Raw genomic sequence first — 21,951 nt, 5'->3', positions numbered from 1 at the left:
TCAACGGTCCACTCTCTCACCCGTCCCGGACGGGTCGGGGCTTTCCGGTGCGGTGTCCGGCGCAGGGTCACTCGGGTGCTCCGGGTCGTCTGCCCCGGAGGGGGAGCCGGATTCCTCCGGCCCTTCCGGGAGACGATCCGCGGGGGCGTCGGGGTTCCCAGGCTCGTCGGCGGCCTCTTCCGCCGTGCCGGTGCCGTCCTCGTTCTGGCGGGCCGCGGCGCGCTTGCGCTGGGTGTACATCCGGAAGCCGGCGAGAACGAGGAGGAGTACGCCACCGCCGATGACCAGCATCACGGTGGGCGTGATCTCGGTGACCTTCACGTCGAAGCTGACGGGGGCGCCGTACTTCACGCCGTCCTCGGTGTACAGCTGGGCGACCACCGTGACCCGGCCGTTGGCGTTGGCGGAGGTGGTGAACTTCACGGACTGGCTGTGCCCGCCGGAGATCTCGACCGGCTGCTCGTAGTAGGCCTTGCCGCCGATCTTCAGACGGGTCGGCATGCTCGAGGTGAGGCGCAGGACCAGATGTCCGACGGGCTGGACGAGGTTGTTCTGGACAGTCACCGGGATCGTGGCGCTGCGGCCGGAGAGCTTGGTCTCCGACTTGTCGATCAGCTTGACCTGGTCGGCCAGGTGGTCGAGCCAGCCCTCGACGCCGTCCCGGTAGCTGCCCGCTTCCGCGCTCCTGCCCCGCCACGACGCGGACATCTCACGGTTTATGGCCAGCCCGAAGGGGGTCACGACGCGGGACTGGTGGGAGAGGATCACCTGGAAACTGTCGAGCCCTCCCTGGGTGCGCGCGATCTGCTCGAAGGCCGTTCGCGGCAGCTCCCGCGAGCGCAGCGAGGAAGGATAGGCGGACCCGGACGGGATGCGCGTGGTGGCATCCGGGTCGGGCTTGTCCTTGGCCGCCGCGCCGAGATCCTGGGACTGGGACCAGTTCCCGCCCTGGAGCGCCTTCAGCGCCGCCGCCATCGCCTGTGCCTGGCTCCCCGTGGGCATGCGCTGCGGGGCGACGACGACGCTGCGCTGCTTGTCCGTCTGCGCGTTCACCTCGAGGCTCTGGGCCAGGAACTCCTGCACGGCGAGCGTGGCCGAGTCCGCCTTCGTCAGATCACCCTCGAAGGCCGTGGACAGCCGGGCGTCGGAGACCACCGCAGTGGTGCCTCCGCCGACCGGGCGGGCGGCGGAGGGCGTGTACGACAGCCCGGCCGTCTCCTGGAGGCTGTCGCTGCGGGCGATCACACGGTCGGCTCCGGCGGAGGTCGCCACCTTCATGGTCGCCGGATCCACGGCACCCTCCACCGGCCAGGCGAAGTCGGTGCTCGGTGTGACGTGGAGCACGGTCTTGACGGTGATGGCGGCGACGTCGGTGGCGTCTTTGAGGTGGCTGAGCGAGCCGGTGACGCTGGTGCCGTTGTGGGCGAGGGACGCCAGGTCCGGGTCGCCGAAGGGGAGCGCGACGACCTCCTTGCCCGCCACCGCCTTCTGCAGGTTCGCCAGCCACTGCTTGGCGACCGCCTGGTGATCCCGCGGGCCGGGCGTGGTGGTGTCCCCGTCGCCCGGCAGCCGGTAGTTGCCGGTCGCCATCGCGTCCACCGAGGCCAGCAGGTCCGGGTCGATCACCCAGGTGATGTCGAGGTCCTTGCCCAGCTCCACCATCTGGGCCAGCCGGCCGCCCGGTGCCAGCTCCTTGGCCAGGTCGTCGTTGAGGAACACCCGCGTCTGGAGCTCGCCGGCGCCCGTTTTGGCCGTCATGTGGACCGTGGAGAGCAGCGGCCACAGGAACGTCGTCTTGGTCTTGGTGTCGGCCTCGGACGGCTGCCACGGCAGGAACGTCCGCTGGATGCCGAGCACCTGGTCCCAGGGCTGCGCGGCGGTCTGGCCGGAGAGGGAGACACCGAACTCGTAGACACCGTCGGGGCCGAGATCGAGCTTGTCGACGGGGACGGAGATGCTGAAGTGCTCGGCGACCCCCGGGGGCAGCTTGGAGAACTTCTCCTCGTACTTGCCGCCCACCTCGGAGCCGGTGTCGCCCGGCAGGTCGTCGGAGTGCCGGGCGACGGCGTCGATCGCCGAGCGGGTGTCCAGCAGCGGACCCACTCGCAGACCCACGTGGGCGCCGGTGACGGCCTGCTTGCCGTTGTTGGTCACCGTGCCCGACACGGTCAGCGTGTCCCCGTCCGTGGGGGCACTGGGGCTGAGCGAGTCCAGGGAGACGGACACCGTGTCCGAGGCGGCGGCCTGGGCGGGCGCCGCGACGGGCAGCTGCAGCAGCCCGGCCAGCAGAGGCGCCCCCGCGAGCAGCGCGCCGGTGCGCCGCAGCCACCGGCGGGCAGGTGAGGCACTGGTCCCCTGGAAGTCTGCCGCCTCGGCCACGCGCTCGCCCGTCCCTCGTCGTCGTCAGTGGTCGTCGGAATGTGCGTCCACGCATGGTAACGATGCGCGCTGAGGGGAAGTGCCGCGGTGTCCCTGGACAAGATCGAAGAACACCGGTGACCCGTCCTCTATATCCAGTATCGGGGGGAGAGCCTCCGTACGCCGCGAGGGCAGTGCTTGCGGTGGGTATGCCGGGAGCCCGCACCTCCTGGTGGCGGCCGTCCCTGGAGGAAATGGAGGGCGCCCCTGGCCGCCGGGGCACGTACCCTCTTCTGTTGTGCCGAACCCCAACGAAGACACTCCCTCTGCCCTGAGCCAGGCGCAGCAGCGCGCGGTCGCCGAGCTGCTGCGGGTCGCCCCCGTCGCCGACGATCTTGCCCGCCGATTCCAGGAGGCCGGGTTCTCGCTCGCCCTGGTCGGCGGATCGGTGCGCGACGCGCTGCTCGGCCGGCTCGGCAACGACCTGGACTTCACGACCGACGCCCGCCCCGAGGACGTACTGAAGATCGTCCGGCCATGGGCGGACGCCGTATGGGACGTCGGAATCGCCTTCGGTACCGTCGGCGCGCACAAGGGTGCCCGTGTCGGAGACACTGACTGGCACTTTCAGATCGAGATCACCACCTATCGGTCGGAGGCCTACGACCGCACCTCGCGCAAGCCCGAGGTGTCGTACGGCGACTCCATCGAGGAGGACCTGGTCCGCCGGGACTTCACGGTCAACGCGATGGCCGTGGCGCTGCCCGAGAAGGAGTTCATCGACCCGCACGGTGGCCTTGAGGATCTTGCGGCCCGGGTGCTGCGGACGCCGGGTACGCCCGAGGAGTCGTTCTCGGACGATCCTCTGCGGATGATGCGGGCCGCGCGGTTCGCCGCCCAACTGGACTTCACGCTCGCCCCTGAGGTCATCACCGCGATGACGGAGATGGCCGGACGTATCGAGATCGTCTCGGCCGAGCGGGTCCGGGACGAGCTGAACAAGCTGATTCTCTCCGCACACCCCCGCAAGGGGCTGGGCCTGCTCGTCGACACCGGGCTCGCGGATCACGTGCTGCCCGAGTTGCCGGCGCTGCGCCTGGAACGGGACGAGCACCATCGGCACAAGGACGTCTACGAGCACACGCTGATCGTCCTGGAGCAGGCGATCGCCCTGGAGGACGACGGTCCCGATCTCGCGCTCCGGCTGGCCGCGCTGCTGCACGACATCGGCAAGCCGCGGACGCGCCGCTTCGAGAAGGACGGCCGGGTCTCGTTCCACCATCACGAGGTGGTCGGTGCCAAGATGACCAAGAAGCGCATGACCGCCCTGAAGTACTCCAACGAGCTGGTGAGGGATGTCTCACAGCTGGTCGAACTGCACCTGCGTTTCCACGGCTACGGCACCGGAGAGTGGACGGACTCGGCAGTGCGGCGTTACGTCCGTGACGCGGGCCCGCTGCTGGATCGCCTGCACAAGCTGACCCGCTCGGACTGCACCACCCGTAACAAGCGGAAGGCGGCAGCGCTGTCCAGGGCCTATGACGGCCTGGAGGAGCGCATCGCCCAGTTGCAGGAGCAGGAGGAGCTGAACGCGATCCGCCCGGACCTCGACGGCAACCAGATCATGGAGATCCTGGGTGTCGGTCCCGGCCCTGTCGTCGGCAAGGCCTACAAGCACATGCTGGAGCTGCGTCTGGAGAACGGCCCGATGGGGCATGACGCGGCCGTGACGGCTCTCAAGGACTGGTGGGCAGAGCAGAGCTGATCTCTGCGGTGCCGGGCGCGGCGGTGTTTCACGTGAAACAGGCCCCGCCCGGGCTTATCGCGTTGAGGGGCGATGTTTCACGTGAAACATCGCCCTCGCCGTTTCCCGGCCACCCACCTCAGTGACGCTCGAAGCGGGCCAAGGCCGTGGCGACCCCGCCGTAGAGGACGGCGACCAGGACAACCAGGAGTGTCGACCGGCCGTCCGGCGGCAGCATCAGGGCCGCCACTCCGGCCGCGCCGACGAAGGCCACGTTGAAGAGCACGTCGTACACCGAGAAGATCCGGCCGCGGAATGCGTCATCGACGCAGGCCTGGACGATGGTGTCCGTGGCGATCTTGGCGCCCTGGGTGATCAGGCCCAGAATGAAGGCCGCGACCAGGAGGGGCCCGGCGGCGAAGGGAAGCCCGAGGGCAGGCTCCAGTACGGTGGCAGTTCCGGAGCACACCGCGATCCACCGCTCGGGACCTAGGCGCCCCGCCGCCCACGGCGTCACCGCGGCCGCCACGAAGAATCCCGCGCCGGACACCGCCAGTGCGAGTCCGAGCAGTCGGAGCCCCGCCTCGGACGTCGTGGAGAGGGCATACCGGCACAGCATGAGCAGAAGGACCAGCAGCGCGCCGTAGCAGAAGCGCATCAGCGTCATCGCGGCCAGCGCCCAGGCGGCCTCCCTGCGCTGGGGTGCGGCCAGGTGCCGGACAGCCGCGATGAGGTCGCGTGCCGTGTCGGCGAGGGCGGTGGACATGTGCGGGCGTTTCGGCTGCTGGTCGGGGCCGAGGAGCGGGGGTGCCAGGGTGAGGGCGCTGAGGCCGGCGCACAGATAGAGGAAGGCGCCGAGGAGGACCACCGCAGCGTCGGATCCCGACGCCACGAGCCGTACGGCGAAGGCCAGACCGCCTCCCGCGGTCGCGGCGAGCGTCCCGGCTGTCGGCGACAGAGAGTTGGCCAGTACCAGACGCTCGGCGTCCACCACCCGGGGCAGAGAGGCGGACAGCCCGGCGAGGACAAAGCGGTTGACGGCCGTGACGCACAGCGCGGAGACGTAGAACAGCCAGTCCGGGACCTGGCTGACCATCAGCGCGGCGGTGGCCACGGCCAGCAAGGCGCGCAGCAGATTGCCGTACACGAAGACCTGTCGGCGCCGCCAGCGGTCCAGCAGGACGCCGGCGAACGGGCCGACCAGTGAATAGGGGAGCAGCAGGACTGCCATCGTCGAGGCGATGGCGGTCGCCGAGGTCTGTTTCTCGGGGGAGAAGACGACGTACGCGGCGAGCGCGACCTGGTAGACGCCATCGGCGCCCTGGGACAGGAGGCGGATGTACAGCAGGCGTCGGAAGTACCGCAGGCGCAACAGGACGCGCAGGTCACGGACGACGGGCATGGAGCACAGCCTCACACATGCGGAAGGCCCCCGGGTCGGTGAACCCGGGGACCTTCACAGCCCTGGCAGGAGCGTTCTGGTGCGAGCGATTGCCTTCAGGGCTTAGCGCTCGACCTCACCACGGATGAACTTCTCGACGTTCTCGCGGGCCTCGTCGTCGAAGTACTGGACCGGCGGAGACTTCATGAAGTAGGAGGACGCCGACAGGATCGGGCCGCCGATGCCGCGGTCCTTTGCGATCTTCGCGGCACGCACGGCGTCGATGATGACACCCGCGGAGTTCGGGGAGTCCCAGACCTCGAGCTTGTACTCCAGGTTCAGCGGGACGTCACCGAAGGCGCGGCCCTCGAGGCGGACGTAGGCCCACTTGCGGTCGTCCAGCCAGGCCACGTAGTCGGACGGGCCGATGTGGACGTTCTTCTCGCCGAGGTCCCGGTCGGGGATCTGGGAGGTGACGGCCTGCGTCTTGGAGATCTTCTTGGACTCCAGGCGCTCGCGCTCGAGCATGTTCTTGAAGTCCATGTTGCCGCCGACGTTCAGCTGCATCGTGCGGTCGAGGATGACACCGCGGTCCTCGAACAGCTTCGCCATGACGCGGTGCGTGATGGTGGCGCCGACCTGGGACTTGATGTCGTCACCGACGATCGGGACGCCCGCCTCGGTGAACTTGTCCGCCCACTCCTTGGTGCCGGCGATGAAGACCGGGAGGGCGTTGACGAAGGCGACCTTGGCGTCGATGGCGCACTGGGCGTAGAACTTCGCCGCGTCCTCGGAGCCGACGGGCAGGTAGCAGACGAGGACGTCGACCTGCTTGTCCTTGAGGATCTGGACGACGTCGACCGGCTCGGCGTCGGACTCCTCGATGGTCTGGCGGTAGTACTTGCCGAGGCCGTCGAGGGTGTGGCCACGCTGCACGGTGACACCGGACGTGGGCACGTCGCAGATCTTGATCGTGTTGTTCTCGGAGGCGCCGATCGCGTCCGCCAGGTCGAGGCCGACCTTCTTGGCGTCGACGTCGAACGCGGCGACGAACTCGACGTCGCGCACGTGGTAGTCACCGAACTGCACGTGCATCAGGCCGGGGACCCTGGACGCCGGGTCGGCGTCCTTGTAGTACTCGACTCCCTGCACCAGCGACGCAGCGCAGTTGCCCACGCCGACGATGGCTACGCGAACCGAACCCATTCCGGTTGCTCCCTGTGTGTACGAGTGAGGCCCTGAGTGGGACTCACGTGGCGGTGTCGCCGGGCGTATCCGTGCGGGGGGTGTCCCCGCGACGGGGCAGGCCGCCCGTCGATCCAGTGGTGGTGTCCTGCTGAGCGGGCCCCCCGGACGCGGAACCTTTCAGGTCCCGTCCGGCCCGCTCGCTCTCGATGAGCTCGTTCAGCCAGCGCACTTCGCGCTCCACGGACTCCATCCCGTGGCGCTGGAGCTCGAGTGTGTAGTCGTCGAGGCGTTCCCGCGTGCGCGTCAGAGAGGCGCGCATCTTCTCCAGGCGCTCCTCCAGACGGCTGCGCCGGCCCTCCAGGACCCGCATGCGCACATCGCGCGACGTCTGCCCGAAGAAGGCGAAGCGTGCGGCGAAGTGCTCGTCCTCATACGCGTCGGGGCCGGTCTGCGAGAGCAGGTCCTCGAAGTGCTCCTTCCCTTCCGCCGTCAGCCGGTAGACGATCTTGGCGCGGCGTCCGGCGAGCGGAGCGGCGAGGGCGTCCTCGTGGGTGCTGCCCGGTTCCTCGATCAACCAGCCGTTGCTGACCAGCGTCTTGAGGCAGGGATAGAGGGTCCCGTAGCTGAACGCCCGGAACACACCCAGGGACGTGTTGAGTCGTTTGCGCAGCTCATAGCCGTGCATCGGGGACTCGCGCAGCAGGCCGAGCACGGCGAACTCCAGGATGCCGGAACGTCGGCTCATCGTCGCCTCCTCTCGGTCCCGCTGATCGCTCCTGCGGGTCTCGCAGTACCTCTCAGCGTCTTTATCTCGCGCTGATGTATCGACTCGATACATCATGACGATAGAACGGCCTTCCGCAGGCGACAAGAGTCGCGGTGGTGAACGGGATCACATCACCGATTCATACGATGCAAGTTGCACGTTTTGGGGTGAACTTCAGGGCTCGGCAGGTTTTGGGGATGCGTAGTCTGTGCGGCATGCACACCACCGGGAACCGCGTGACGCCCGGGGAGCGTCGTCGTCCCCGGTGCAGTACGGGTGAATGCAGGACCGACCACATCCGTACTTCGGGGGGACCGGAAACCAGCCGCCGTTCCAGGCGCGCACGGGTGCGCCTGCCCGAGGAGTAATCGTTCGATGAGCGAGCACCGTCGCAAACCGCCGCAGCCGCAGGGAGGCGGACGTGCCGCGGCCCGACGCGACCCGTCCGGCTCGGCCTCCGGTCGCCGTGCGGCACCGCGGGGCGCCACCGGGTCCCCAGCCGACTCCTATGGGTCCAGTTCCTATGGGTCGGGTGCCAGTGGTCCGGGAGGTGATGAGCGTCCCTACGGTGGCCGTGCCGAGGCCCGCCGGGCGGCACAGAGAGGCAGTCGCCGCAGAGGCGTGGACACCGTCGGCCCGGGCGGTCGGCGCGGTGCTCCCGGCGGCCCGACCGGCCCCGGGCGCGGCAGGGGTCGTGCATCGACCGCGCCCGGCAAGAAGCGACTGATCGACTATCCCCGTGCCGGAAAGTACGGCTGGCGCCGCTGGGTGCCCTCCTGGAAGCTCGTCTCCGGGCTCTTCATCGGTTTCGTCGGAAGCCTGGTGGCGCTGGTCGGCGTCAGCTACGCGATGGTCTCGATCCCCAACGAGAACGATGCCGCCAAGTCCCAGAACAACGTCTACTACTGGGCTGACGGCAAGCAAATGGTGGCCACGGGCACCGGCGTCAACCGGCAGAACGTCAGCATCGACCAGATCCCCGATGCCATGCAGTGGGCCGTGATCTCGGCCGAGAACAAGAGCTTCTACCAGGACTCGGGCGTGGATCCCATGGGCATCGCGCGCGCCGTGGTCAACATGGCGCGGGGCGGCCAGACCCAGGGTGGTTCGACGATCACCCAGCAGTACGTCAAGAACACCTACCTGAGCCAGCAGCAGACCGTCACCCGTAAGTTCAAGGAGCTGTTCATCTCCATCAAGGTGGGGACGAAGCTCAAGAAGAGCCAGATTCTGCAGGGGTACCTCAACACCTCGTACTTCGGACGAGGCGCGTACGGCATTCAGGCGGCTGCGCAGACGTACTACGGCAAGAACGCGGTGGACCTGACACCGAGCCAGTGCGCGGTCCTCGCCTCGCTGCTCAAGGGCCCGACGTACTTCGACCCGGCCGGCAACGCGGACCTCGATCCCTCGGCGAACGCGACGGCCAACCAAAAACGCTCGAAGGAACGCTGGAGGTGGATCCTCGAGCAGATGCACAACGATCACCACCTCAGCGACGGCGCCTACCACAAAGCCATCGCGCAGTACCCCATGCCCGACGGCCGCAAGGCGACCAAGGGGATGACCGGCCAGATCAGCTACCTGGTCGACACGGCGAAGAAGTACGTCCTCGCCCACTCCGACATCACGGAGGCGGATTTCGACAGGGGCGGTTATCAGATCAAGACGACCTTCGAGAAGGACAAGGTCAACGAGCTGAGCGCGGCCGTGAAGAAGGTCCAGAAGGAGCGGATCGATCCAAAGCGCCGTGACCTGGACAAGTACGTCCAGTTCGGTGCGGCGTCGGTGAGGCCCAACAACGGCGCGATCGTCGCTCTCTACGGCGGCGACGGCTACGAGAACGGCCACTTCACGAACAACGCCGACACCTCCGGTGTCCCGGTCGGTTCGACGTGGAAGCCGTTTGTCCTCGCCGCGGCCATGGAGGACGGGACTTACAAGTCCGGGGGGCAGGGAATTTCCCCGCTGAGCAAGTACAACGGCAACGACCATCTCAAGGTGCTCAACCAGGATGGCAGCCCGGTTCTGAAGAGGGACGGCTCAGTCTTCTACCAGCGCAACGAGAGCGACCACCCGTGGGGCTACATCACGCTGCGCAAGGCGATGGAGCAGTCCGTCAACACTCCGTTCGTCCAGCTCGGCATGGATGTGGGGTTGACGCATGTCCGTGACCTCGCCCAGGCGTCCGGCATTCTGAAGGACAGCTTCTCCACGCTCAACCCGTCCTTCGCCATCGGTACCTCGACCCCGAGCGCGATCCGCATGGCCGACGCGTACGCGACCTTCGCAGCGTCCGGCAAGCACGCGGACCCGTACTCGGTGACCTCCGTGAAGAAGGACGGCGAGGAGATGCAGGGCTTCACCAAGCCGCAGGTCACCACGGCGATGACGGCCAACGTGGCGAACAATGTCACAGACGTCCTGCAGAACGTGATCCAGAACGGTACGGGTCAGAACGCCAAGGCCCTGGGCCGTACGGCGGCGGGCAAGACCGGTACCACCGACAGCAACAAGTCGGCCTGGTTCGTCGGCTACACCCAGCAGCTGTCCACCTCGGTGGCGATGTTCCGTGAGAACCCGAAGGACCACGAGCTGCTGTCCATGAACGGCACGGCCGGCGTCCCGTCGATCCACGGTGGTGATATCCCGACGTCGGTGTGGACCGAGTACATGAAGGCCGCGCTGCAGGGCAAGAACGACCCCGGCTTCCCGGATGCCACCGAGATCGGCAAGGTCCAGGACGAGGCCGGTGCCCCGTCCCCGTCCCCGACCGTCAGCATCACGCCGAGCCCGACGCCGAGCGACTCGCCGAGCCCGTCGCCCAGCGACACGTCTCCGTCCCCGTCCCCGTCGGCCAGCGACACCTGCCAGTGGAACTGGGGCAACGGCTGCAACGGAAACGGCAACGGTGGCACGGACACGGGTGGCGTGGACGGAGGCACCTCTCCGACACCCACCGTCACCGACACGACCGGGACCGGCGGAAACACGCGTGGCAATGGCAACGGCAACGGTAACGGAGGCATCTTCGCAGGCCCGACCGGCTAGCCGCCGGGCTTGACCGGTTGGCGGCCATTTCGCCAGCCGCGGGTGTTTCACGTGAAACATGGGCCGCCGCACCTACGAGGTGCGGCGGCCCTCGGCGCTTTCCCAGACAGGTACGGCAGGATGTGGCCCATGCCCAGTGCAGAGATGACGCCCGCGAGCATGCCCGAGCCCGAGCCCGAGCCCGAGCCCGTGCGGCCCACCACGGCAGAACCGGTGCGGCCGACCGGTGAGGACGAGATCGCCCGGGCAGGCAGTGAGCTGATCGGTGGCCCGCTGGGGCGGCGCGCCCTGCTCGCGACCTCCTGGTGGACCCCCATACGGGTCGTCGCCCTCGTGGCGATCGGCATGTTCGCCCTCGGCCTGGTCCAGAAGGCGCCCTGCTATCAGAGTGCCTGGTTCTTCGGCGCGAGCAGTCAGTACACGCACGCCTGCTACTCGGACATCCCGCACCTCTACCAGGGGCGTGGGTTCGCCGATCATCTCGTGCCGTACTTCGACAAGCTCTCGGGCGACATGGACTACCTCGAATACCCGGTGCTCACCGGCGTGTTCATGGAGGTGGCGTCCTGGCTGACCCCGCACAGCGGCAGCATCCAGCGCCAGGAACAGTGGTACTGGTTCGTCAACGCCGGGATGCTGATGGTCTGCGCGGCCGTCATCGCGGTCTGCGCGGTCCGCACTCACCGCCGGCGCCCCTGGGACGGCCTGCTGGTCGCTCTGGCGCCCGCTTTCGTGCTCACCGCGACCATCAACTGGGACCTGCTGGCCGTGGCGCTCACGGCCGCCGCGATGCTGATGTGGTCCCGGAGCCGTCCCGTCGCCTTCGGCGTTCTCCTGGGCCTGGCCACCGCCGCCAAGCTCTACCCCGTCTTCCTGCTCGCTCCGCTGTTCGTGCTGTGCTGGCGGGCCGGCAAGTGGCGGGAGTACACCCAGGCCTTCGGCGGCGCGGCGATCGCCTGGCTGGTGGTGAATCTGCCGGTGATGCTCTTCGCCTTCCAGGGCTGGTCGAAGTTCTACACGTTCAGCCAGGAACGGGGCGTCGACTTCGGCTCGTTCTGGCTGGTCTGGGCGCAGAACTCCAGCAACCCGCCCGGTACCGGCTTTGTGAACACCGCTGCCCTGGTGCTGGTGGTGCTGTGCTTCCTCGGCATCGCCGCGCTGACGTTCACCGCCCCGCGCCGGCCGCGCTTCGCGCAGCTGGCCTTCCTGATGGTGGCGGCGTTCATCCTCACCAACAAGGTCTACTCACCGCAGTACGTCCTGTGGCTGGTGCCGCTGGCGGTCCTGGCCCGGCCCAAGTGGCGCGACTTCTTGGTCTGGCAGGCCTGCGAGGTGGCGTACTTCCTGGGCATCTGGATGTATCTCGCCTACACGACCAGCGGAGATGCCCACAAGGGTCTGCCGACGCACGGCTATCAGTGGGCGATCGTGCTGCATCTGGCGGGCACGCTGTACCTCTGCGCCGTCGTCGTGCGGGACATCCTCATGCCGGAGCGGGATGTGGTGCGCCGGTCGGGCGACGACGACCCGTCGGGCGGGGTGCTCGACGGCGCGCGGGACGTCTTCGTGTTCGGCGCGGCAGCCCATCCGCCGCGACACGCCGCCCACTTCGAGGGGCCACAGGTGGACTGGGGCAGGCCTGGCCCGCCGTCCTCCGAGGAGCGTTCGCTCTGAGCGAACACTCCTGCCCAAGGCCATGAAGAAGGCCGTACACGCACACTGCGTGTACGGCCTCTTGCCGTCCTGGCCGGCTCAGCGGTCCACGAGCCGGTCGAACTGCGTGGTGGTGTGCCGCAGATGGGCCACCAGCTCGTCTCCGACCTGCGGCTCCGGAGCGTCCGACGGGACGAACAGGATCGACACCTGCATGTGCGGCGGCTCGGCGAACCAGCGCTGCTTGCCGCCCCAGACGAACGGAGAAAGGTTCCGGTTGACCGTGGCGAGGCCGGCCCGTGCGACGCCCTTGGCGCGCGGCATGACGCCGTGCAGGGCCTTCGGGGCCTCCAGGCCCACACCGTGCGACGTTCCGCCCGCCACGACCACCAGGTAGCCGTCGGAGGCCGCCTTCTGCTGCCGGTAGCCGAACCGGTCGCCCTTGGCCACGCGCGTGACATCCAGGACGGCACCGCGGTACTCGGTCGCCTCGTGGTCCCCCAGCCACAGCCGCGTGCCGATGCGGGCGCGGAACAGGGTCTGCGGGAACTGCTGCTGCAGGCGGGCCAGTTCATCCGCCTTGAGGTGGCTGACGAACATCGTGTGCAGCGGCAGCCGGGCCGCGCGCAGCCGGTCCATCCAGCCGATGACCTCCTCGACGGCGTCCGAGCCGTCGGTGCGGTCCAGCGGCAGATGGATGGCGAAGCCCTCCAGCCGGACGTTCTCGATGGCCTGGTGCAGCTGGGGCAGATCCTGCTCGCTGATGCCGTGGCGCTTCATCGAGGACATCACCTCGATGACGACCCGCGCGCCGACGAGGCCGTACACCCCGTCGACCGACGACACCGAGCGCACCACCCGGTCGGGCAGCGGCACGGGCTCCTCGCCGCGCCGGTACGGCGTCAGCACCAGCAGGTCACCGCTGAAGAAGTCCTTGATGCGCGCGGCCTCGTACGTCGTGCCGACCGCGAGCAGGTCCGCGCCCAGCCGCGTCGCCTCCTCCGCCAGCCGTTCGTGCCCGAAGCCGTAGCCGTTGCCCTTGCAGACCGGGACCAAGCCCGGGAACTGCTCGTGCACGTGCTTGTGGTGCGCCCGCCAGCGCGCGGTGTCGACGTAGAGCGTGAGCGCCATGGCCGGACCCGGAACCTTTCTCGTGGCTGCGGTGAATCAGAGGTGTGAAGGCTGTGAAGCCTATGGAATCAAACGCCCGCGGCTCAGCGGCGCGACATGTAGATGTCGAGCGCCTTGTGGAGCAGCTTGTTCAGCGGGAAGTCCCACTCGCCGAGGTACTCGGCGGCCTGCCCGCCGGTGCCGACCTTGAACTGGATCAGACCGAAGAGGTGGTCCGTCTCGTCCAGCGAGTCGGAGATGCCCCGCAGGTCGTAGACGGTGCCGCCGAGCGCGTAGGCGTCGCGCAGCATCCGCCACTGCATCGCGTTCGAGGGCCGGACCTCACGGCCGATGTTGTCGGAGGCGCCGTAGGAGTACCAGACGTGTCCACCGACGATCAGCATCGTCGCCGCGGACAGGTTCACGCCGTTGTGGCGGGCGAAGTAGAGCCGCATGCGGTTGGGGTCCTCGGTGTTGAGGGCCGTCCACATGCGCTGGAAGTACGACAGCGGGCGGGGCCGGAAGTGGTCGCGCACCGCCGTGATCTCGTACAGCCGCTGCCACTCGGCCAGGTCCTGGTAGCCGCCCTGTACGACCTCGACGCCGGCCTTCTCGGCCTTCTTGATGTTGCGGCGCCACAGCTGGTTGAAGTTCTTGTGGACCTCTTCCAGGGAACGGTTGGCCAGCGGCACCTGGAAGACGTAACGCGGCTGGACGTCGCCGAAGCCGGCGCCGCCGTCCTCGCCCTGCTGCCAGCCCATACGGCGCAGCTTGTCCGCCACCTCGAAGGCACGCGGCTCGATGAAGTCGGCCTCCAGGTCGCGCAGACGCTTGACGTCCTGGTCCTGGATGCCCTTCTTGATCGTCTCGGCGTTCCAGCGCCGGATGATCACCGGCGGGCCCATCTTCACCGAGAAGGCGCCCTGCTGCTTCAGATGCGCCAGCATCGGCTGGATCCAGTCGTCCAGGTTGGGCGCGAACCAGTTGATGACCGGGCCCTCGGGCAGATAGGCGAGGTAGCGCTTGATCTTGGGCAGCTGGCGGTAGAGGACCAGGCCCGCACCGACCATCTCCCCGGTGCGGTCGTCGAACCAGCCGAGGTTCTCCGAGCGCCACTCCGCCTTCACATCGGCCCAGGCCGGGACCTGCATGTGGCTCGCCGCCGGCAGGCTCTGGATGTAGGCCAGATGCTGCTCGCGGCTGATGGTCCTCAGGGTCAGGCTCATGTCGGGGCGCTCCTCGGGCTGGTGTGTCCCCATGGGTACAGGGGCTCCGGCTCTCGCGCCGAAGCCTACTGCGCCTTGCGAACGCCCCGACTGGGCGTACGGACCTTAACCCCGGCCGGACGGGCGACCGGGGCGGTCCGCGGTGTTCGAAAAGGCGTGTCGGACGTCTCGTCGGGCGGTCAGCTGCTGATGAGTCCGCCGAACAGTCCGCCGTGCGCCATGCTGATCAGGAAACCTACTCCCGCAGCGCCGAGACCCAGGATCAGAACGAAGCGCTCCCGAGTGGTCACCGAGATCCACTGTCCGTAGATGCCGACGGCAAGGCCCACCAGACCCGTCCAGGAGCTGAGCAGGTGGAGGCCGTGGAAGAAGGACGTGGCGAAGGACAGCACGCCCAGGACGAAGGTCACCGCCATCAGGGCGTCCTGAAGCGGATGAGCCTTGCCGTCCGTGGCGAAGAGGGAACCGGCGACGTTGGGATGCAATGTCTGTGCCATGGGCACCTCCTGCGGAAGGCGGCGCATAGTAGCGCCGTACACACCCGACGTGTACAGGGTGACGGTCTTCCCGCCCGGATTTCAACCGGAAGCGGGTGTGCGGGTAGTCTGTACCGTCTGCACTGGTGTCTGCCCATGCCTGCCCAGGTAACACTTCAGGGATCCCTCCGGGCCCCCGATTGTCAGTGGTGGCCGATACCGTTGCGTACGCATCACAACCCTCCTGCCACGGAACGACCGTGGCCGCTGAGTCCAAAGGAGGTGGGTTCCACATGCGTCACTACGAGGTGATGGTCATCCTCGACCCCGATCTCGAGGAGCGTGCTGTCTCCCCGCTGATCGAGAACTTCCTGTCCGTCGTCCGTGACGGCGGCGGCAAGGTTGAGAAGGTCGACACCTGGGGCCGTCGTCGTCTCGCCTACGAGATCAAGAAGAAGCCCGAGGGCATCTACTCGGTCATCGACCTGCAGGCCGAGCCTGCGGTCGTCAAGGAGCTCGACCGCCAGATGAACCTGAACGAGTCGGTCCTCCGGACCAAGGTCCTCCGTCCCGAGATGCACTGAGCTCTCCCGCTCAGCTGATCTCGGGATTCGAGTAGCAGCACCAAGCAGCCAGCAGCAAACCCGCCGAGAGGTTCCCCCATGGCAGGCGAGACCGTCATCACGGTCATCGGCAATCTTGTCGACGACCCCGAGCTGCGCTTCACCCCGTCCGGTGCGGCGGTCGCGAAGTTCCGTGTCGCGTCCACTCCCCGCACCTTCGACCGCCAGACGAACGAGTGGAAGGACGGCGAGAGCCTGTTCCTGACCTGCTCGGTCTGGCGTCAGGCGGCGGAGAACGTCGCCGAGTCGCTCCAGCGAGGCATGCGCGTCATCGTGCAGGGCCGGCTGAAGCAGCGGTCCTACGAGGACCGTGAGGGCGTCAAGCGCACGGTCTACGAGCTGGACGTCGAGGAAGTCGGCCCCAGCCTGCGCAACGCCACGGCCAAGGTCACCAAGACCGCCGGTGGCGCTCGCGGTGGCCAGGGCGGTTACGGCGGTGGTGGCGGCCAGGGTGGCGGCAGCTGGGGCGGAGGCCCTGGTGGTGGCCAGCAGGGCGGCGGCGCTCCGGCCGACGACCCGTGGGCGACCGGCGCTCCCGCCGGTGGCAACCAAGGCGGCGGCGGTGGCGGCGGCTGGGGTGGAAACTCCAGCGGCGGTGGCGGCGGCTACTCGGACGAACCCCCCTTCTAGGTCCTCGGACCAGGGGTGGGTCGTACCCCAACTTCTTGATCACACAGGAGAATCACCATGGCGAAGCCGCCTGTGCGCAAGCCGAAGAAGAAGGTCTGCGCTTTCTGCAAGGACAAGGTCACGTACGTGGACTACAAGGACACGAACATGCTGCGGAAGTTCATTTCCGACCGCGGCAAGATCCGTGCCCGCCGCGTGACCGGCAACTGCACGCAGCACCAGCGTGACGTCGCCACGGCCGTGAAGAACAGCCGTGAGATGGCGCTGCTGCCCTACACGTCCACCGCGCGCTAAGGGGAGGGTGACCGAAACATGAAGATCATCCTCACCCACGAGGTCACCGGCCTCGGTGCCGCTGGCGACGTCGTCGACGTCAAGGACGGTTACGCTCGCAACTACCTGATCCCGCGGAAGTTCGCTATCCGCTGGACCAAGGGTGGCGAGAAGGACGTCGAGCAGATCCGTCGCGCTCGCAAGATCCACGAGATCCAGACCATCGAGCAGGCCAACGCTGTGAAGGCCCAGCTCGAGGGCGTCAAGGTCCGTCTGGCCGTCCGCTCCGGCGACGCCGGTCGTCTCTTCGGTTCCGTCACCCCGGCCGACATCGCGTCCGCGATCAAGGCTTCCGGTGGCCCCGAGGTCGACAAGCGCCGCATCGAGCTGTCCGCCCCGATCAAGACCCTGGGCGCCCACGAGACGTCCGTGCGTCTGCACCCCGAGGTGGCCGCCAAGGTCAACATCGAGGTCGTCGCGGCCTGATCGCTGCGCTCTGCTTGAGCAGCTCTGAAAGGGGCCGCGCCTTCACCGGCGCGGCCCCTTTCGCGTGCGCTTGGGTTGGACTCGCACCGGCACAGCGTGGAGAAGGGCGGGCGTTTCACGTGAAACACCACAGCTGGCTTGTTTCACGTGAAACGGTCAGCGGGTGGCTCCCGTGACGATCCATTGACCCGAGCGCGTCCGCAGCCACAGGGTCAGCATGCGAATGGCCATCATGAGTGTCATCGCAGCCCACAGTGCGGTGAGGCCGCCGCCGAGTGTGGGGACGAGCAGTGCGATGGGTGCGAACACCGCCAGGGTGACAACCATCGCCCAGGCCAGGTACGGTCCGTCACCCGCGCCCATCAGTACTCCGTCCAGTACGAAGACGATCCCGCAGACGGGTTGTGAGAGCGCCACCATCAGCAGTGCGGGCAGTGCCGCGTCCTTGACTATGGAGTCGTTGGTGAACAGTGGCAGGAACAGCGGCCGGGCGGCTAGCACGAGCAGACCGAGAATCACCCCGGTCGCGATGCCCCACTGGACCATGCGGCGGCAGGCCTCACGCGCTCCATGGGCGTCGTCCGCGCCGAGATAGCGGCCGATGATGGCCTGACCCGCGATCGCTATCGCGTCGAGAGCGAAGGCCAACAGACTCCACAGGGACAGGATGATCTGATGGGCGGCGATATCGGCGTCGCCCAGATGTGCTGCGACCGCCGTCGCGATCATCAGGATCGCCCGCAGTGACAGCGTGCGGACCAGGAGCGGAACGCCTGCCTGAGCCGAGGCCCGGATGCCGGCGGCATCCGGGCGAAGCGATGCCTTGTGCCGACGGGCCCCGCGGACGACCACGGTCAGATAGACGGCTGCCATACCGCACTGAGCGATGACCGTGCCCCAGGCCGAACCGGCGATGCCGAGCCCGGCACCGTACACGAGCCCTGCATTGAGTACGCCGTTGGCGACGAAGCCTGCGCCGGCGAGGTACAGCGGGGTCCTGGTGTCCTGCAGTCCGCGGAGCACCCCCGTAGCGGCGAGAACGATGAGCATGGCCGGGATGCCCAGTGAGGAGACGCGTAGATACGTCGTGGCGTAAGGCGCCGCGGTCGTGGAGGCGCCGAAGAGGTCCACGATGCCGGGTGCCAGCGGAAGTACGACGGCGATGACGGCGCTGCCGAGCAGCAGTGCCAGCCAGATGCCGTCCATGCCCTGGCGAATGGCCGCCTGCAGATCGCCGGCGCCGACACGCCGGGCCACGGCGGCGGTGGTCGCGTAAGCGAGGAAGACAAAGACGCTCACCGCGGTGGTGAGGAGGGCCGAGGCAACGCCGAGGCCGGCGAGCTGAGCGGTCCCGAGATGGCCGACGATGGCACTGTCCGCCATGACGAAGAGAGGCTCGGCGACGAGCGCGCCGAAGGCCGGGACGGCCAGCGCGACGATCTCTCTGTCGTGCCGCCGACGGGTGACCTCGGGTATCGCGGGAGCCTGTGTCATGAGCACTAATCTAATCGTCCACAGGTAAGTGATACAACTCCTTAGTGACCCTTACCTCCTCTCTCTGAGTGTGTCCTTTGACGCACCGTTCGACAGGATCTTGGTCCGACTGGGGAAGTTTTTCTTCTGCACAGCCGGTGGACGGTAAAGGTGCAGGTCAGTGCGGTTCGCCGGGTGTGAGAGAGGGCTTGTTCACAGGGCTGTCCACCGGGTCGTGCACAGGTTTCGGCGAGTTCTCCACAGCATCCGGGCCGTCGTCCACATGGCCTGTGGATAACCAGATTGGCTGACGGTGCCGACGGGCCTACGGTGGTCCGGCGCCCACTCCTTCCCCAGGCCTGGGAAGCGTCCTTTCCCCGGCCCTGGAATCGTCACAAACCCGACGCGTCCGAACCGGAGTTGGGCCTCTCATTTGTCAGTGCCGTGCCGTACAAAAGAGGACACGGCGAGGTCCGCCCTGCGGACGGGGAGGAGGTGGCTCGGTGAGCATTTCCGAGCCCTTGGACGATCCGTGGGCCGATGCCGGGCCCAGTGATCGCCTGCCGGCCTCCCGGCGACGCGGAGACGGCGGCCGGAGCCGTGAGGAACAACACGACCGGGGCCGGGAGAACGACTCCTGGGACGGCGGGAGCTCCTCCTTCGAGCGGGTGCCGCCACAGGACCTGGACGCCGAACAGTCGGTGCTGGGCGGCATGCTGCTGTCGAAGGACGCCATCGCCGACGTCGTCGAGATCCTCAAGGGTCACGACTTCTACAAGCCCGCGCACGAGACGATCTACCAGGCGATCCTGGACGTCTACGCCAAGGGCGAGCCGGCCGACCCGATCACCATCGCGGCGGAACTCACCAAGCGTGGCGAGATCAACAAGGTCGGCGGAGCCGCGTATCTGCACAGCCTCGTCCAGACCGTACCGACGGCGGCCAACGCCGAGTACTACGCGGAGATCGTCCATGAGCGGGCCGTGCTGCGCCGCCTGGTCGAAGCCGGTACGCGCATCACGCAGATGGGATACGCGGCTGACGGCGACGTGGACGAGATCGTCAACCGCGCCCAGGCCGAGATCTACGCGGTCACCGAGCAGCGCACCAGCGAGGACTATCTGCCGCTCGGCGACATCATGGAAGGCGCCCTCGACGAGATCGAGGCGATCGGCTCGCGCAGCGGAGAGATGACCGGTGTGCCGACCGGCTTCACCGACTTCGACTCGCTGACGAACGGTCTGCACCCGGGCCAGATGATCGTCATCGCGGCTCGTCCCGCCATGGGTAAGTCGACGCTCGCGCTGGACTTCGCGCGGGCCGCCTCGATCAAGAACAACCTGCCGAGTGTCATCTTCTCCCTCGAAATGGGCCGCAACGAGATCGCGATGCGTCTGCTGTCCGCCGAGGCCCGGGTCGCCCTGCACCACATGCGCTCCGGCACGATGACCGACGAGGACTGGACCAGGCTCGCCCGGCGCATGCCGGACGTCTCGGCCGCACCGCTCTACATCGACGACTCGCCCAACCTGTCGATGATGGAGATCCGCGCCAAGTGCCGGCGCCTGAAGCAGCGCAACGACCTGAAGCTGGTCGTCATCGACTACCTCCAGCTGATGCAGTCCGGTGGCTCCAAGCGCGCCGAGAGCCGGCAGCAGGAGGTCTCGGACATGTCCCGTAACCTCAAGCTGCTCGCCAAGGAGCTGGAGCTCCCGGTCATCGCGCTCTCGCAGCTCAACCGTGGTCCCGAGCAGCGCACCGACAAGAAGCCGATGGTCTCCGACCTGCGTGAGTCGGGCTCCATCGAGCAGGACGCCGACATGGTCATCCTGCTGCACCGCGAGGATGCCTACGAGAAGGAGTCCCCGCGGGCGGGCGAGGCCGACCTGATCGTGGCCAAGCACCGAAACGGCCCCACAGCCACGATCACGGTCGCCTTCCAGGGCCACTACTCCCGCTTCGTGGACATGGCCCAGACCTGATCGCCCAACCGGGTGAACCCGGGCGCTCGGACGATCACCTTGTCCGAGCGCGTGCTCCTCGGACGCCGTCCGCGAAATGAACTCGACGGCCGCTGCTAGGCCCGGTGGACTGGGCGCATGACGACAGCTCAGGAAGATCTGCTGCCCACGACCCGGCGAGCCCTGCTGCACCGGATCGCCGTCGCACAGGCCGAAGGACGGTCGCCGTCGCTGGTCGCGGCCGTTGTGCGGGGCGGGCGGGCCGTGTGGCACGGGGCGCGAACCTCGGTGGACGGCCAAGGTCCGGACGAGAATGTGCAGTACCGGATCGGATCCATCACCAAGACCTTCACGGCCGTCCTGGTGATGCGGCTGCGCGACGAGGGCCTGCTCGACCTCGGTGATCTCCTGGAGAAGCATCTGCCGGGTACCGGCGCGGGCGAGGCGACGATCGCAGATCTGCTCGCGCACACCGCGGGACTGGCCGCCGAGTCGCCCGCCCCCTGGTGGGAGCGGACTCCGGGCACCCTCCGCCCGGAACTGGCCGATGTGCTCGGCGAGCAGCCGCTGCTGCACCCCGTCGGCCGACGGCATCACTACTCCAATCCCGGCTACACGCTGCTCGGCGCGCTGGTGGAGGAGGTGCGTGGTGCTCCCTGGGAGCAGGTGCTGCGCAGCGAGATCCTCGACCCGCTCGGTCTGCACCGCACGAGCACGCAGCCCGAGGCCCCGCACGCCGGCGGATGGGCCGTGCATCCGTGGGCGGACGCGATGCTGCCGGAGCCGCTGGAGGACCTGGGCAGGATGGCGCCGGCCGGTCAGCTGTGGTCGACCACAGGGGATCTGGCGCGGTTCGCCGCGTTTCTGGCCGTGGGGGACGACCGGGTGCTGAGTGCGGAGTCGGTGCGGGAGATGCGTACGCCTGCGGCGCCCGCCGAGGCCGCGGACGTGCTGGACGGGGCCGCCTACGGCCTCGGTCTGCAGATCCAGCGCCGCGACGGCCGGCTTCTGGTGGGGCACTCCGGCTCGCTGCCGGGCTTCCTGGCGAACCTCACCCTCAGCGTGGCGGACGATGTGGCGGCAGTGGTGCTCGCCAACTGCACGAGTGGGCCGCTGCTCGGAGCCGTCGCTGCGGACCTCGTCCGGATCGTCGCCGAGGCGGAGCCGCGGATCCCGGAGCCCTGGCGGCCGCTGCGCGAGGTCGACCCGGTGGTCCTGGAGCTGGCGGGGCAGTGGTACTGGGGGACCAACGCCTTCGCCCTGCGGATGACCGCTGAGGGTCTGCTCGCACTCGGTCCGCTGACCGGCAGCGGCCGGCGCGCTCGCTTCCGCTCGAACGGTGACGGCACCTGGACGGGTCTGGAGGGTTACTTCGCCGGAGAGCTGCTGCGGCCCGTACGACGTCCGGACGGGGCCGTGAGCCACCTCGACCTCGGCTCATTCGTGTTCACGCGGCAACCGTACGACCCCGAGGCGCCGATCCCCGGTGGAGTGGACCCGGAGGGGTGGCGCGGTCTCCGCTAGGCCCTGAGCGGTGGGGGAGGTCGCCCAA

17 protein-coding genes are annotated in these 21,951 nt (G+C 68.1%); 9 read left to right on the top strand and 8 right to left on the bottom strand.

Translation table 11 applies throughout. From position 1 onward, the window contains the following. Entirely contained in the window at positions 1–2,379 is a 2,379-nt protein-coding gene (locus ABZ624_RS09695; protein ID WP_360084504.1) for a DUF6049 family protein, read from the bottom strand. A gap of 277 nt (positions 2,380–2,656) precedes the next feature. On the opposite strand from ABZ624_RS09695, the gene ABZ624_RS09690 reads away from it, so the two are divergent. Then, complete coding sequence (locus tag ABZ624_RS09690) at positions 2,657–4,123, top strand: CCA tRNA nucleotidyltransferase (RefSeq protein WP_360084501.1); 1,467 nt, start codon at positions 2,657–2,659, stop codon at positions 4,121–4,123. Positions 4,124–4,241: 118 nt separating this feature from the next. On the opposite strand, the gene ABZ624_RS09685 is transcribed toward ABZ624_RS09690, so the two are convergent. The 3 genes from ABZ624_RS09685 to ABZ624_RS09675 all read right to left on the bottom strand — a co-directional run bounded on the left by ABZ624_RS09685 (position 4,242) and on the right by ABZ624_RS09675 (position 7,416). After that, positions 4,242–5,504: an MFS transporter gene (locus ABZ624_RS09685; protein ID WP_360084498.1), complete on the bottom strand. Its 1,263-nt coding sequence runs from the start codon at positions 5,502–5,504 to the stop codon at positions 4,242–4,244. 102 nt (positions 5,505–5,606) lie between these two features. Then, complete coding sequence (locus tag ABZ624_RS09680) at positions 5,607–6,689, bottom strand: inositol-3-phosphate synthase (RefSeq protein ID WP_360084495.1); 1,083 nt, start codon at positions 6,687–6,689, stop codon at positions 5,607–5,609. A 43-nt stretch (positions 6,690–6,732) separates the two neighbouring features. Next, entirely contained in the window at positions 6,733–7,416 is a 684-nt protein-coding gene (locus ABZ624_RS09675; RefSeq protein WP_360084492.1) for a PadR family transcriptional regulator, read from the bottom strand. Positions 7,417–8,205: 789 nt separating this feature from the next. Between ABZ624_RS09675 and ABZ624_RS09670 the strand changes: the two genes are divergently transcribed. Further along, positions 8,206–10,488 carry a transglycosylase domain-containing protein gene (locus tag ABZ624_RS09670; protein ID WP_360085196.1) on the top strand — a complete coding sequence of 761 codons (2,283 nt, stop codon included), beginning with the start codon at positions 8,206–8,208 and terminating at the stop codon, positions 10,486–10,488. Between the two features lie 129 nt (positions 10,489–10,617). Beyond that, positions 10,618–12,162: a glycosyltransferase 87 family protein gene (locus tag ABZ624_RS09665; RefSeq protein WP_360084489.1), complete on the top strand. Its 1,545-nt coding sequence runs from the start codon at positions 10,618–10,620 to the stop codon at positions 12,160–12,162. A 78-nt stretch (positions 12,163–12,240) separates the two neighbouring features. On the opposite strand, the gene ABZ624_RS09660 is transcribed toward ABZ624_RS09665, so the two are convergent. The 3 genes from ABZ624_RS09660 to ABZ624_RS09650 form a co-directional block, all read right to left on the bottom strand. After that, positions 12,241–13,272, bottom strand: coding sequence for an alanine racemase (locus ABZ624_RS09660; RefSeq protein WP_360084487.1), 1,032 nt, complete (start codon positions 13,270–13,272; stop codon positions 12,241–12,243). Positions 13,273–13,355: 83 nt separating this feature from the next. Further along, positions 13,356–14,477 (bottom strand): peptidoglycan bridge formation glycyltransferase FemX, encoded by a 1,122-nt coding sequence (femX, locus tag ABZ624_RS09655; protein ID WP_360084484.1) that lies wholly within the window; start codon positions 14,475–14,477, stop codon positions 13,356–13,358. 179 nt (positions 14,478–14,656) lie between these two features. Continuing rightward, positions 14,657–14,974, bottom strand: coding sequence for a hypothetical protein (locus ABZ624_RS09650; protein WP_360084481.1), 318 nt, complete (start codon positions 14,972–14,974; stop codon positions 14,657–14,659). Between the two features lie 272 nt (positions 14,975–15,246). On the opposite strand from ABZ624_RS09650, the gene rpsF reads away from it, so the two are divergent. The 4 genes from rpsF (at position 15,247) to rplI (ending at position 16,965) form a co-directional block, all read left to right on the top strand. Further along, a complete protein-coding gene (gene rpsF, locus ABZ624_RS09645) occupies positions 15,247–15,537 on the top strand; it encodes a 30S ribosomal protein S6 (RefSeq protein WP_043502363.1) in 291 nt (96 codons plus the stop codon). Between the two features lie 78 nt (positions 15,538–15,615). After that, entirely contained in the window at positions 15,616–16,206 is a 591-nt protein-coding gene (locus ABZ624_RS09640) for a single-stranded DNA-binding protein (RefSeq protein ID WP_360084478.1), read from the top strand. Positions 16,207–16,263: 57 nt separating this feature from the next. Next, on the top strand, positions 16,264–16,500 hold the full coding sequence (gene rpsR, locus ABZ624_RS09635) for a 30S ribosomal protein S18 (protein WP_003949403.1): 237 nt from the start codon (positions 16,264–16,266) through the stop codon (positions 16,498–16,500). 18 nt (positions 16,501–16,518) lie between these two features. Beyond that, a complete protein-coding gene (gene rplI, locus ABZ624_RS09630; protein ID WP_360084475.1) occupies positions 16,519–16,965 on the top strand; it encodes a 50S ribosomal protein L9 in 447 nt (148 codons plus the stop codon). 156 nt (positions 16,966–17,121) lie between these two features. On the opposite strand, the gene ABZ624_RS09625 is transcribed toward rplI, so the two are convergent. Beyond that, a complete protein-coding gene (locus ABZ624_RS09625) occupies positions 17,122–18,459 on the bottom strand; it encodes an MATE family efflux transporter (protein WP_360084472.1) in 1,338 nt (445 codons plus the stop codon). 482 nt (positions 18,460–18,941) lie between these two features. On the opposite strand from ABZ624_RS09625, the gene dnaB reads away from it, so the two are divergent. Both dnaB and ABZ624_RS09615 read left to right on the top strand, forming a co-directional pair. After that, on the top strand, positions 18,942–20,420 hold the full coding sequence (dnaB, locus tag ABZ624_RS09620) for a replicative DNA helicase (RefSeq protein WP_360084469.1): 1,479 nt from the start codon (positions 18,942–18,944) through the stop codon (positions 20,418–20,420). A gap of 117 nt (positions 20,421–20,537) precedes the next feature. Further along, positions 20,538–21,923, top strand: coding sequence for a serine hydrolase domain-containing protein (locus ABZ624_RS09615; RefSeq protein WP_360084467.1), 1,386 nt, complete (start codon positions 20,538–20,540; stop codon positions 21,921–21,923). Positions 21,924–21,951: the final 28 nt, after the last annotated feature.

It is taken from the genome of Streptomyces sp. NPDC007205, from assembly GCF_040634095.1.
Taxonomy (GTDB): Bacteria; Actinomycetota; Actinomycetes; order Streptomycetales; family Streptomycetaceae; genus Streptomyces.
The sequence above is the reverse complement of the archived record's forward strand: the minus strand, read 5'-3'. Positions and strand labels throughout refer to the sequence as shown.

Excerpts from the sequence above, each read along its gene's own strand:
- ABZ624_RS09675 (WP_360084492.1), bottom strand. The coding sequence starts at position 7,416 with ATGAGCCGACGTTCCGGCATCCTGGAGTTCGCCGTGCTCGGCCTGCTG.
- rpsR (WP_003949403.1), top strand. The coding sequence starts at position 16,264 with ATGGCGAAGCCGCCTGTGCGCAAGCCGAAGAAGAAGGTCTGCGCTTTC.
- femX (WP_360084484.1), bottom strand. The coding sequence starts at position 14,477 with ATGAGCCTGACCCTGAGGACCATCAGCCGCGAGCAGCATCTGGCCTAC.
- ABZ624_RS09615 (WP_360084467.1), top strand. The coding sequence starts at position 20,538 with ATGACGACAGCTCAGGAAGATCTGCTGCCCACGACCCGGCGAGCCCTG.
- ABZ624_RS09680 (WP_360084495.1), bottom strand. The coding sequence starts at position 6,689 with ATGGGTTCGGTTCGCGTAGCCATCGTCGGCGTGGGCAACTGCGCTGCG.
- rpsF (WP_043502363.1), top strand. The coding sequence starts at position 15,247 with ATGCGTCACTACGAGGTGATGGTCATCCTCGACCCCGATCTCGAGGAG.
- ABZ624_RS09660 (WP_360084487.1), bottom strand. The coding sequence starts at position 13,272 with ATGGCGCTCACGCTCTACGTCGACACCGCGCGCTGGCGGGCGCACCAC.
- ABZ624_RS09650 (WP_360084481.1), bottom strand. The coding sequence starts at position 14,974 with ATGGCACAGACATTGCATCCCAACGTCGCCGGTTCCCTCTTCGCCACG.
- ABZ624_RS09640 (WP_360084478.1), top strand. The coding sequence starts at position 15,616 with ATGGCAGGCGAGACCGTCATCACGGTCATCGGCAATCTTGTCGACGAC.
- ABZ624_RS09665 (WP_360084489.1), top strand. The coding sequence starts at position 10,618 with ATGCCCAGTGCAGAGATGACGCCCGCGAGCATGCCCGAGCCCGAGCCC.
- rplI (WP_360084475.1), top strand. The coding sequence starts at position 16,519 with ATGAAGATCATCCTCACCCACGAGGTCACCGGCCTCGGTGCCGCTGGC.
- ABZ624_RS09625 (WP_360084472.1), bottom strand. The coding sequence starts at position 18,459 with ATGACACAGGCTCCCGCGATACCCGAGGTCACCCGTCGGCGGCACGAC.
- ABZ624_RS09685 (WP_360084498.1), bottom strand. The coding sequence starts at position 5,504 with ATGCCCGTCGTCCGTGACCTGCGCGTCCTGTTGCGCCTGCGGTACTTC.